At 60.0% G+C, this 11,367-nt stretch carries 7 protein-coding genes; 4 read left to right on the top strand and 3 right to left on the bottom strand.

The window, feature by feature from the left end; all coding sequences use genetic code 11:
- Positions 1 to 191: 191 nt before the first annotated feature.
- Positions 192 to 698 (top strand): hypothetical protein, encoded by a 507-nt coding sequence (locus BLP65_RS16435; RefSeq protein ID WP_092999392.1) that lies wholly within the window; start codon positions 192 to 194, stop codon positions 696 to 698.
- 202 nt (positions 699 to 900) lie between these two features.
- Here BLP65_RS16435 and BLP65_RS16430 read toward each other — a convergent pair whose 3' ends face one another.
- The 3 genes from BLP65_RS16430 to BLP65_RS16420 form a co-directional block, all read right to left on the bottom strand.
- The gene (locus BLP65_RS16430) at positions 901 to 3,084 is read right to left on the bottom strand and encodes a PEP/pyruvate-binding domain-containing protein (protein WP_092999390.1); all 2,184 of its coding nucleotides are present in this window, start codon (positions 3,082 to 3,084) and stop codon (positions 901 to 903) included.
- Positions 3,081 to 3,521, bottom strand: a complete 441-nt coding sequence (locus BLP65_RS16425; protein WP_092999388.1) for a pyridoxamine 5'-phosphate oxidase family protein — start codon at positions 3,519 to 3,521, stop codon at positions 3,081 to 3,083. Before BLP65_RS16425 ends, BLP65_RS16430 begins: the two co-directional genes overlap by 4 nt.
- A 130-nt stretch (positions 3,522 to 3,651) precedes the next feature.
- Entirely contained in the window at positions 3,652 to 6,381 is a 2,730-nt protein-coding gene (locus BLP65_RS16420) for an MGH1-like glycoside hydrolase domain-containing protein (RefSeq protein ID WP_139181548.1), read from the bottom strand.
- A gap of 734 nt (positions 6,382 to 7,115) precedes the next feature.
- Between BLP65_RS16420 and BLP65_RS16415 the strand changes: the two genes are divergently transcribed.
- The 3 genes from BLP65_RS16415 (at position 7,116) to BLP65_RS16405 (ending at position 10,999) form a co-directional block, all read left to right on the top strand.
- Positions 7,116 to 8,306 carry an ammonium transporter gene (locus tag BLP65_RS16415; protein WP_092999386.1) on the top strand — a complete coding sequence of 397 codons (1,191 nt, stop codon included), beginning with the start codon at positions 7,116 to 7,118 and terminating at the stop codon, positions 8,304 to 8,306.
- A gap of 304 nt (positions 8,307 to 8,610) precedes the next feature.
- Positions 8,611 to 8,949 carry a transposase gene (locus BLP65_RS16410; protein WP_281180253.1) on the top strand — a complete coding sequence of 113 codons (339 nt, stop codon included), beginning with the start codon at positions 8,611 to 8,613 and terminating at the stop codon, positions 8,947 to 8,949.
- Between the two features lie 193 nt (positions 8,950 to 9,142).
- A complete protein-coding gene (locus tag BLP65_RS16405; protein ID WP_092999382.1) occupies positions 9,143 to 10,999 on the top strand; it encodes a hypothetical protein in 1,857 nt (618 codons plus the stop codon).
- Positions 11,000 to 11,367: the final 368 nt, after the last annotated feature.

Here is an 11,367-nt window from a genome sequence, read left to right as displayed (position 1 = left end):
TTGGGCTTCGCAACCACAAGAAGATCACGTCAGGAGATGCATGTCCACCTCTTTTCCCTAGATTTCAGGTACTTAGCCCACGGATTCGTGGGGATCCTTCAGGGTCAGAGTAAAATATCCGCGCGTGCGCGGGTTTGTGGCTCGTCCGCCGGCTATCTTTGCGGGTAACGATTAGCCGAGGAGGGGAGCGGATGTCGTCGAATCGATTGCTGCTTGCCGCCATTGGCATTGGGGCGGTGGCCGGCATGCGCACCATGACCGCGCCCGCTGCAGTCGCGTGGCGCGATCGCGGTTCCGCGGCAGCGCGCAGTCCGTGTGTGACGAGCGTTTTGGCGGGGCTCGCGATGTTGGAGTTGCTCGCGGACAAGATTCCGACTGCGCCCGACCGGGTGGAAACGGGCGCGCTTGCGGCCCGGGCGGCAAGCGGTGCGTGGAGTGCCGCGCAGTTCGCGAAACGGGGTGGGGGTCCGTTGCCGGGCTATGCCGCGGTCGGCGCTGGTGCTGCGGTTGCTTCCGCCTGGGGTTTTTACCGGCTCCGCCGTGCTGCAGGTCGTCTGGGGATTCCTGACCTATGGCTTGGCCTCGCGGAAGATTTGCTTGCGTTGGTTATGGCCAGCCGAGTGTCCCGCGCCGCATGGAATAAAGCTGGTGTCAAAGTTGAAGGAATAGAAGGAATAAATGGGGTCAGAGTAAAGTAAATCGGATAAGCTTGCCGGTGGATAAGACGGCACGCGGGGAAAAGGGGTCGGTGACAAGTGAGAATCCTTACAATTAGTATTTGTCACTGGAACCCTTTTCCAGACCCTTTTCCCAAGGAAGCCAGGCGGAAGTGTGATTCGTACTCGCGGAAAGAGATAGATTCTGGCAAGGATAGGATACCGAGGCGTCGGATGGGCAAGGTCAAGGCTCCCCGAACGTCACCAGTCCCAGGAACCCGTCCACGCACACCCGTTCCCCGGTCTCTACTAATCGGTCCGCGTTGGGCACACCCGTAACACAGGGAATTCCATATTCCCTTGCAATGATGGCTCCATGGATAAGCATGCCGCCGCGCCTTTCGACGATCCCCGCGGCCAGCGGGACGACGAAAGTCATACTCGGATCGATCGCATCACAGACCAGGACTTCACCCTTCCGGAACGCCAGTAAGTCCTCCCGGTGCCGTACCACACGGGCCGGTCCTTCAACATAGCCGGGCCCGGCGGGTTGTCCATACTGCTGCCGCACCTTTTCCGACGGGCCCGAAGCAGCCGATTCGCCGGAAGGCTGGTTTGAACCGGTCTCTCGGTCTGGCGACTTCCCCGTTCTCAGCCATTCCAATACCTGCTGCGTAGTCCAGCTGGAGGCCGAAGTTTCATCCGCCAGGTAGCGATTCATCGTCTTCGCGACGGTCTCTCTAACTAGGCGGTGAAATCGCTCCAGGTAAAGGTTATCGTCGTCTCGCAAGCGATAGCTGGCCCGGCCCAGGTCCAGCACCTCACGGGCGAAGTCCCTGCGCTCTTCAGGAAAGGCTAACAGGAAGCTTTCCTCGGAGAGCTCTTGTCGGTAGGGCGCCCGGACAGCTTCCCCCGTATTCATTTCGAGCAGAAAATCAACGAACCGACGACACGTCTCTGAATCCGATTCGCTTCCTCCAAGCCCAAACGCAAACTCTGCCAGGAATTTCCGGATGTCGTTCGACTGTGGACTGTCCGGTGGAATCTTTCCCTGTCGAAGAGTGCCGAGCAAGCCGGGCTCCGTCTTCAACGAGCCTGCAAGTTGCGTCAGCTTTTGGTTACGATCGAGCGACAATAGCTGCTGCCCCGCCAAAAGCCCTACAAACTCGTAGGGGTCCTCGGGCTTCACCTGATCGTTGTACACCATTCCGAACAACCTGACGCCGTGAGCGAACGGAATGTATTCATCCCAGTAGATGGCAGTCCATCGTTCTTCCGCCTCCAGCCGAAGCGCCAGGATATCGGCCAGACCCTCTCGATAATCAGGAAGCGAGACTTGCTCCAATTTATCCGCCTCGCGCGTCATGGCCGGAAGCCTCTCTCCTTCAATCCGAGACCTCAACTCCTTCAGACTGGCCAAACTCTTAGTAAGGCTGAGATACCACGCTCTCTTATTGCCCTTTTCTTCCGAATCCGTAAGTGCCTTACCCGTGGTGATCGGCCGAGTCTGCAAGAGATAGAGTGCACGGCCACGCGAGGTCCACTCCACGTCTTGCGCATCACCGTGTTCCCGTTCGCATTCCATGATCAGCCAAAACACCCTTTGCAGCAGCTCATCATCACAAGGGGAGCGGCTCTTCAGCGCTTCAGGCAGTGGTACCCGGGCCACCCCCGAGCCTGTCTGCGATACGAAATAGTCCTCGCGGACAGCCGGCTGGTTCCGAACCAAAAATCCATCCTCTCTCCTGAGAAACCATCGATCCGGTTCAATCGCACCCGAAACCAACCCTTCGTTCAATCCATAAACCGCTTCGACAACCGCGAGTTCCGGATCCGACGGAGCACGCGAGAAGCCAATCCCGGAAACCTCTCCTGCCACCATCGCCTGGACGACAACCGCCATAGCGCTATTCTCCACCTCCAGCTTGAGCTCTTTCCTATAGAGAAGAGCGCTATCGGACCACAGCGAGGCCCAGACCAGTCGAATATGGTTCAGAATTTCTTCCAGCCCAACCAGATTCAGGAAAGAGTCATGAAGGCCGGCAAAGGACGTCTGCTTCGAGTCCTCAGCCAGCGAAGATGATCGTACGGACACAGGTATTTGGTCCAGACCCTCCGAGCGAATAGCCTGCTCCAGTTCGGCCTGAAGATCCTCGGGGAAAGGAGCGCGCGAGAAAGCGGTACGGAGTCGCAGCGAAGCGTCCCACATCTCTTCCCACCGCATCTCGTCCAGCGGTTTGCGGGAAAGCTCCATGGCGATTCGTTCCCGGAGGCCATCGCTAACCAGGAAACGGCGATAACAGGAAGCAGTCAGACAGAGCGCCCGGGGAACGGGAAGTCCCACACGCATCATGCGGTCCAGAGCCAAAGCCTTGCCTCCCCATTCTGGAGACTCGGTGGCTTGACCAAGAATAGCAACCCAGGTCATGGTTCGGGCCGGTATTCGCTGACGTTGCCAAAGGCTTCGACGAAATAATAGACCTCAACTTCGAAACAGAAAACCTGGCAGGTGGGAGCATCCACGAAGTTCTTCAGATACGGGTGACGGATAAGCAATAGCTTCTTGGCGACCGAAAGAGTTTCACCCTCCAGGGGGTGAGTGCGGCCCAACACGGTCACTGCACAGGCGCGGTGGAAATCGGAGGAAGTATTCTCCCTGTCATCCACCAGGAGGGAAGCCCGGTCATCTTCACTGAGATTCTTGAACTTCCGGGTTGAACGGTTCGTTACGAAATAGAAGCAGGTCAGATCCGAGCTTGCGGCGAAGGCCATGAGATTGTTGTACGGCGAACCATCCCGCTTGGTCGCCAGGACCGCCAGCTTCTGGGAATCCAGGAGACTCTGAATCCTCTTTTTCAGGCTCATTTCACGCACCTTTCGGCCGGGCCAATTCCGGGGGCAATCCACCTATTTCCCTGCCGACCATCGGACTCAAATAGATATACTGACCCGGATGCCCGGTACCCCCAGGGGGGAATTCGCCCGTTGCGTTCGCTCATGGGTTACTTCCTGTTTTTCCGGTGGCATGGAGTGGGCGGATGAGGTTGGCCACCAGCGCGGTCCAGCCGGTTTGATGGGATGCGCCCAGACCCCGGCCGGTATCGCCATGGAAATATTCGTGGAACAGCAGATGGTCGCGGAAATGGGGATCGGTCTGCAGCTTTTCGTGGTCGCCGTATATCGGCCGGCGACCGTCGGGACCGCGGCGGAACAGTCTGAGCAGCCGTTCAGCCAACTGGTCCGCGATGGCGTCGATGGAAAGCCGGTTGCCCGAGCCGGTAGGGCATTCGATCCGAAACTCCGGACCGTAGTACTCGGCGAAGCGGCGCAGGGCGACGATCAACAGGTAGTTGATGGGAAACCAGACGGGGCCGCGCCAGTTGGAGTTGCCGCCGAACATCGTCGAGAGCGATTCGCCGGGCTCGTACTGCACCTTCATCTGCGTTCCCATACAGCCGAACACGTAGGGAGCATCGGCATGGGCTCGGGAAAGTGAGCGGATTCCGTAGTCGGACAAAAACTCCCGCTCGTCCAGCATTCGCCGAAGCAGGTGCTTCATCCGATGCTCGCGCAGCAGCGACAGTAGCCGGACGTCGCCGCGGCCGGGTTCGTTCCAGTGGGAGACCAGGGATGCCAGGTCGGGCCGGTATTTGAGAAACCAGTTCAGCCGCCGCTTGAAGTCCGGCAGGCGATCGAGCAGCTCCGGTTCCAGGATCTCGACCGCAAACAGCGGGATCAGGCCCACAATGGATCGCAGCTTCAGCGGCCGCATCGTGCCATCGGGCAGGCGCAGCACGTCATAGAAGAACTGGTCTTCCTCATCCCACAGGCCGATCCCCTGATCGCCGATATTGTTCATCGCCTCGGCGATATAGAGGAAGTGCTCGAAGAACTTGGTGGCGAGGTCGTCGTAGACGCGGTTGTACTGCGCCAGCTCCAGCGCGATGCGCATCAGGTTCAGTGTGTACATCGCCATCCAGCTGGTGCCGTCGGCCTGGTTGATGTAGCCGCCGTTCAGCGGTGCGCTGCGATCGATAACCCCGATGTTGTCCAGTCCCAGAAAACCACCCTGGAATACGTTATGGCCCTCGGCGTCCTTCCGGTTTACCCACCAGGTGAAGTTCAGCAGCAACTTGTGCAGGGTACGCTCCAGGAAGTCGGTGTCGCCGACGCCGCCGGCGGCATCCCGCTCGGCCTTGTAGACCTCCCACGCCGCCCAGGCGTGGACCGGCGGGTTGACGTTGCCGAAGTCCCACTCGTAGGCCGGCATCTGGCCGTTGGGATGCAGGTACCATTCACGGGTCATCAGCAGCAGTTGCTGCTTGGCAAGCTGCGGATCCACCTGCGCCAGCGCGATGCAGTGAAAAGCGTGGTCCCAGGCCGCGTACCAGGGGTACTCCCATTTATCCGGCATTGAGATCACGTCGGCATTGTTAAGGTGGCGCCACTCGCTGTTGCGGCCGTGCCGACGTTCGGGGGGCGGCGCAGGAAGGCCCGGATCGCCGTCCAGCCACTGGGGTATATCGAAGTAATAAAACTGCTTGCTCCAGATCATGCCGGCCAGCGCCTGGCGCTGGATGGCCGCGGCCTCGGCATCGGGCAGTCCTTGCTGCCTCACAGCGTAATAGGCGTCGGTCTCCTCAATCCGTTGCTGCATCACCTGGTCGAAATCCGCAAAGGGCGCCTCATGATTATCGCGCACCGGAGAGTCCCGCTCCTGCGCGTCCTGCGCCCGCGGGATTAGTACATCCCTGTACGTCAGGCGCAGGCGGACCTGGACGCTGGCCTGGGCCGGAACCGTGAAGTGATAGTGGCCCGCCGCCTTGGTGCCGTTTTGCTGCGGATTGATTGCGTGGTGTTCGCCTTCGATGAGGTAGTCGTGGAAGGCGTCCTTGAAGTGGCCGTCGGCGGCCAGGCCGTACAGGCGGCGCAGATTGGTGTCGTTGTCGCAAAACAGCAGATTGGGCTCGCCATCGAAGTGGCAGTGATAGCGGCCTAACTTCCGGTGCTTCACCACCACGCATCCGGTCTCAGAGGCGGAGAGTCGCGGCCGGGTCGGGTCGTAGCCCCACGACCAAGTATTGCGAAACCATAGCTGCGGCAAGAGGTGCAGGGGCGCCGCCTCGCTACCGCGGTTATGGACGGTGACCCGCATCAGAATGTCGTTCACATCGGCCTTCGCATATTCGATGAATACGTCGAAGTAGTGGTCGTCCTCGAACACGCCGGTGTCGAGCAACTCGTATTCGGGCTGCTCCTTGCCGCGGCGCCGGTTCTCCGCCAGCAATTGCGCGTAGGGAAAGGCGCGTTGCGGATACTTGTAGAGCATCTTGAGGTAAGCATGACTCGGCGTGGCGTCCAGGTAATAGTAGAGTTCCTTGACGTCCTCCCCATGGTTGCCCTCGCTGTTGCTCACGCCGAACAATCGCTCCTTGAGGATCGGGTCACGGCCGTTCCATAGCGCGAGTGCCAGGCAGAGCCGCTGTTTGTCGTCGCTGAAGCCGGCAATGCCGTCCTCGCCCCAGCGGTAGGCCCGGCTGCGGGAGTGGTCGTGGGGGAAGTACTCCCACGCCTCGCCATTGGCGCTGTAATCCTCGCGCACCGTTCCCCATTGCCGTTCGCCCAGATAAGGCCCCCAGCGGTGCCACGGCGCCTCGCCCCCGGCCTGCGCCATCAGGCGGCGCTTCTCGGCGTCAGGGGGGCGTGCGGTGTTCTTTCTTTCCATGAGGACTTGATAGCACGTGCCGCGGCACCTTGCCGGCGGGGTGCAGTTCGGGCGCCGCCGATAAATGCGAGGAATACGGAAAAGCGAAAGGGGAGGGATGGGTCAGAGTAAGATTAAATCTGTAATCATCCTCCACATGACCAGTGGGTGACTTGGCAGGGATTAACGAAAGGCAAGAAGGCCGAGAGCAGCGCCTGGAATAAATGGGGCCAGAGTAAAATAAATTTGCCCTGGGGCCGAGCAGCAGTCGCTATTAAGATTTCTATGCATCTATTTCGCCACAAGCTGTTCGGGGCCTTCCTGCGGCTGCACAGGAGGATCAACTCGAAGGCACCGACATTGGCTTGGCTACGCTACAGCGCATCGTCCATCGCTTTGGGGGGGCTGGGCCCAGGGCAAACCGAGCGAGGGAACCACATTCTATTTCACCCTGTTATCCGGCGGGGAAGATATCGACAGCCATTTTGGGTCTCGGTACGAACAGGTAGCGATTGGCCCCTTGGCATGCCGGAGCTTTCCTGGATTGAGAAAGCAACGCCCGGGGGTATGTGATCTTGCCGGAGGCGTCCCGTTGCAAAAACGACCGCACTCAAATGGAGCATAAGCCTGCCTCAAGCACCAGAGCGGTGCGCCGTAGCCGGAGGTACAGATTTAAGTCATTGTTTCATGGTTGAGCACCGCGATGGTGCGCTTCTTGCAGCACCTTGCGCCAAACACGAGCAAGGGGTACCACAATGGAGCATGCAACCGCTGCCGACACACTTTTCGTGCTTCTCGGCGCCATCATGGTGCTGGCCATGCATGCCGGCTTCGCCTTTCTCGAGGTGGGGACGGTGCGCTTCAAGAACCAGGTTAATGCGTTGGTGAAGATCCTCTCCGACTTTGGGATCTCCACCATCGCCTACTTCTTTGTCGGCTACGGCGTGGCCTACGGCGTCACCTTTTACGACGGTGCGGCTTCGCTGACCGAAGCGAACGGCTATGAGCTGGTGAAATTTTTCTTTCTGCTCGCCTTCGCGGCGGCGATCCCCGCCATCATCTCCGGCGGGATCGCCGAGCGAGCGAAGTTCCTGCCCCAACTGGCTGCGACCTTCCTGCTGGTTGCGTTGATCTACCCGCTGTTCGAAGGGATCGCCTGGAACGGAAATTTCGGCATCCAGGCCTGGCTGGCCGAAACCTTCGGCGCCGAGTTCCATGACTTCGCCGGCTCGGTGGTGGTGCATGCTGTGGGGGGCTGGGCGGCACTGGCGGCCGTGGTGCTGCTGGGACACAGGAAGGGGCGCTACGGAAATAATGGCGAAATCTTCGCCCACCCACCCTCCTCGATTCCGTTCCTGGCACTGGGCGCCTGGATCCTGACTGTGGGATGGTTCGGTTTCAATGTCATGTCGGCCCAGTCCCTCGAGGGGATTAGCGGTCTGGTGGCAGTAAACTCCCTAATGGCCATGGTGGGCGGTACGCTGGCTGCATTGGCCGCCGGGCGCAACGACCCGGGCTTCGTCCATAACGGTCCGCTGGCCGGGCTGGTGGCGGTCTGTGCCGGCTCCGATCTGATGCACCCTCTGGGGGCGTTGATAACGGGCGGTGTAGCAGGGGTTCTTTTCGTCATCACCTTTACCCTGACCCAGAACCGCTGGCGCATCGACGACGTGTTGGGCGTCTGGCCGCTGCACGGCCTCTGTGGCGCCTGGGGCGGTATTGCAGCCGGCATCTTCGGCAGCGCTGCGGCGGGTGGCCTCGGTGGTGTCGCGTTCGGGTCCCAGGTGGTCGGGACACTCATCGGCGTGGCAGTGGCGCTGGTCGGAGGACTGCTGGTTTACGGGGTCCTCAAGAGGAGCGTCGGCATCCGCCTCTCCGAAGAGCAGGAGTTCGAGGGCGCGGATTTGGCCATCCACAAGATCGCCGCTTCCCCCAGCTTCGATTGAACAAAGGCATTGGCCGGCTTGCGATTCGCAAATAGAGAGGTGATCAGGGCTGGCGGATAAATATAGGATAAATGGGATCAGAGTAAAATAAACGACCCCATCTGGGGAATTTGATGCCTAGGGGATGGGCGTGGTGGAAGAGAACGGCATCCTAGGGGATGGGGGTGGCGTTTTTGTTTATTGTGTACGAATAAAGGGTAGGTTAAGCCGCATTAGGTACGGTTTTCCCTGTTGGGTGCGGGGTACCCGTTAAATACCCAACCACTGCCCGGACTTCTTCATAGCAACCTCCTGGCTCAGGATTGTGCCAGAAGGCTCTACTTCTTACCTGTCTACTCCGAGGGGAAGCTTACGCAAGGCGCAGCAGGGTGTGGTGGTGTACCGGTCGAAGCTGCATGCCACCCTCAATCGTAACTTTCAGCTCCTGCCCGGTGCAGAATGGCTGAAGCTGCTGCTTCGGCATGTGCCGGACAAGGGGGAGCACTTGGTGCGGTACTACGGCTGGTACAGCAACCGGGCGCGGGGAGAGCGGTCAAGACAGCGGGAAAATGAAGGGAATGAGCCGGTGCAAGTTGAGGAGGATGAGGGTGCGTCCGCCGATCCCGGAAATGGCGGTGTTTTGGGGGGCTTGGGCTTGGTTTAGCGCTTCTGATGCTTTGCGGGCGCGAAGCAAATTCCTATCAAATCTGTCCGATTTTTACAATCCATCTTGAGTTTTGATCGTCTATCCTGCTCTGGCCACCGTGCCCCAATTCCCATGGTTCCTACGGTATGAAGGAGAGGACCGAAGCGAACGCGCCAGAAGAAATGGATGAACAACAAGTGAGAGAGTTATTATGATTGAGTTAAAAAGGCATCACTATATAAGCGCTGCCCTGCTTCTGTTTTGCTCATTAGTTCTGACTGCGTGCGGTGGTGGTGATAGCGATGGCGATGGTTCCAGCTCACCGGAGGAACCAGAGGAACTGGAAACACGGGAGGAACCGGAGGAACCGGAACTCAGCCTGACGCCGCAGAGCATCAAGACCTTCCACTTCGGCTGGGCGGATGTCAGCAATGAAACCGAATACCGCCTGCTTGAAAACCCTGATGGCAGCACAGGCTTCGCCCAGATCGCGACGATTGCCGCTGACAGCGACAGCCACGATCTGGTGGTCTCCCTGCCCAAACGCATCAACGCCAGCTATATCCTTCAGGCTTGCAACGATGCCGGCTGTGCCGACTCCGCCGAGGTCGCGGTGAGCGGTGCACTGGTCGACGCCATCGGCTATGCCAAGGCCTCCAACACCGATGCCGACGACCAGTTCGGCCGCGCGCTCAGCCTGTCCGCCGACGGCAATACCCTGGCGGTGGGGGCGCGCCAGGAGGGCAGCAAAGCCACCGGTATTGACGGCGACCAGACCGACAACTCGGCCTCAAGCAGCGGCGCGGTGTATGTTTTCACCCGCAGCGGTGGCAGTGCGTGGAGCCAGCAGGCCTACGTCAAGGCTTCTAATACCGAGACCTTCGACCGGTTCGGCAGCGCGCTCAGCCTGTCCGCCGACGGCAATACCCTGGCGGTGGGGGCGTATGGTGAAGACAGCGTCGCCACCGGTATCGGCGGCGATCAGGGCGACAACTCGGCCTCAAGGAGCGGCGCGGTGTATGTTTTCACCCGTAGCGGCAGCGATTGGAGTCAGGCGGCCTACGTCAAGGCCTCCAACACCGAGGCCGAAGATGAGTTCGGCGGTGCGCTCAGCCTGTCCGCCGACGGTGACACCCTTGCGGTGGGGGCGCATTACGAAGGCAGCGCTGCCACCGGCATCGATGGCGACGAGGGGGACAATGCGGCCTACAAGAGTGGCGCAGTGTATGTCTTCACCCGCAGCGACACCACTTGGAATCAGCAGGCTTACGTCAAGGCATCCAACACCGAGGACAGGGACAGGTTCGGCGTCGCCCTCGCCCTGAGTGACGATGGTGACACCCTGGCGGTGGGGGCAAACTCGGAGGAGAGTACTGCGACCGGTATCGACGGTGACCAGGCCGACAACTCGGCCGGAGCCAGCGGGGCGGTGTATGTCTTCACCCGCAGCGACACCACCTGGAGCCAGCAGGCCTACGTCAAGGCCTCCAACGCCGAGGCCTCCGACTACTTCGGCGGCGCGCTCAGCCTGTCCGCTGACGGTGACACCCTGGCGGTGGGGGCGAGTGGCGAGGACAGCGTTGCCACCGGCATCGGTGGCGACCAGAGCGACAATTCGGCCTCAAGCAGCGGCGCGGTGTACGTTTTCACTCGTAGCGGAAGTGACTGGAGTCAGGGGGCCTACGTCAAGGCCTCCAACACCGAGTCCGGGGACATGTTCGGTGGTGCGCTTAGCCTGTCCGCTGACGGTAATACCGTGGCGGTGGGAACGATGAACGAAGACAGCGTCGCCACCGGCATAGACGGCGACCATACCGACAACTCGGTATCAAGCAGCGGCGCGGTGTATGTTTTCACCCGCAGCGGTGGCAGTGACTGGAGCCAGGAGGCCTACGTCAAGGCCTCCAACACCGAGGCCTACGATTGGTTCGGTGGCGTGGTCAGCCTGTCCGCTGACGGCGACACCCTGGCGGTGGGGGCGCATGGTGAGGACAGCGAAGCCGCCGGCATCGACGGTGATCAAGCCGACGACCTGTTGGGGATGAGCGGCGCAGTGTATCTCTACTAAATCTGTCGTAGCCAGCCTGCCATTTTATCCAGGCAATAAATCAATCCTGTGGTGAGGGTTCGCTGAATCCCGCTCGCAATAGGTACTGCTGTGCACCAAGTATCCAGCGTTCCCTCGCCATCCACTTTCTTTTACGAAACCGGTCTCGGTCGGGTGCGATGATAAATGGGGTCAGAGTCTGAAGGATCCCCACGAATTTCACGAAGACACGGCTAATTCTGGACCCCGGAAAATTGTCCTGATTTGTCGTAGCTTTGTAGTTGTCATCTGAATGTCGCCCCGCGAGATCACTCGCAGCCCCAGGAAGACGCAGGACAGGACGGCTCGGGAACGGATGGTATTGGCTTGGTAGCCTCGGTCAATTCCCT

This window comes from Thiohalomonas denitrificans (assembly GCF_900102855.1).
Lineage (GTDB): Bacteria > Pseudomonadota > Gammaproteobacteria > Thiohalomonadales > Thiohalomonadaceae > Thiohalomonas > Thiohalomonas denitrificans.
The sequence above is the reverse complement of the archived record's forward strand: the minus strand, read 5'-3'. Positions and strand labels throughout refer to the sequence as shown.

Coding starts and splice junctions, on each gene's coding strand:
- BLP65_RS16420 (WP_139181548.1), bottom strand. CDS start 6,381: ATGGAAAGAAAGAACACCGCACGCCCCCCTGACGCCGAGAAGCGCCGC.
- BLP65_RS16435 (WP_092999392.1), top strand. CDS start 192: ATGTCGTCGAATCGATTGCTGCTTGCCGCCATTGGCATTGGGGCGGTG.
- BLP65_RS16405 (WP_092999382.1), top strand. CDS start 9,143: ATGATTGAGTTAAAAAGGCATCACTATATAAGCGCTGCCCTGCTTCTG.
- BLP65_RS16430 (WP_092999390.1), bottom strand. CDS start 3,084: ATGACCTGGGTTGCTATTCTTGGTCAAGCCACCGAGTCTCCAGAATGG.
- BLP65_RS16415 (WP_092999386.1), top strand. CDS start 7,116: ATGGAGCATGCAACCGCTGCCGACACACTTTTCGTGCTTCTCGGCGCC.
- BLP65_RS16425 (WP_092999388.1), bottom strand. CDS start 3,521: ATGAGCCTGAAAAAGAGGATTCAGAGTCTCCTGGATTCCCAGAAGCTG.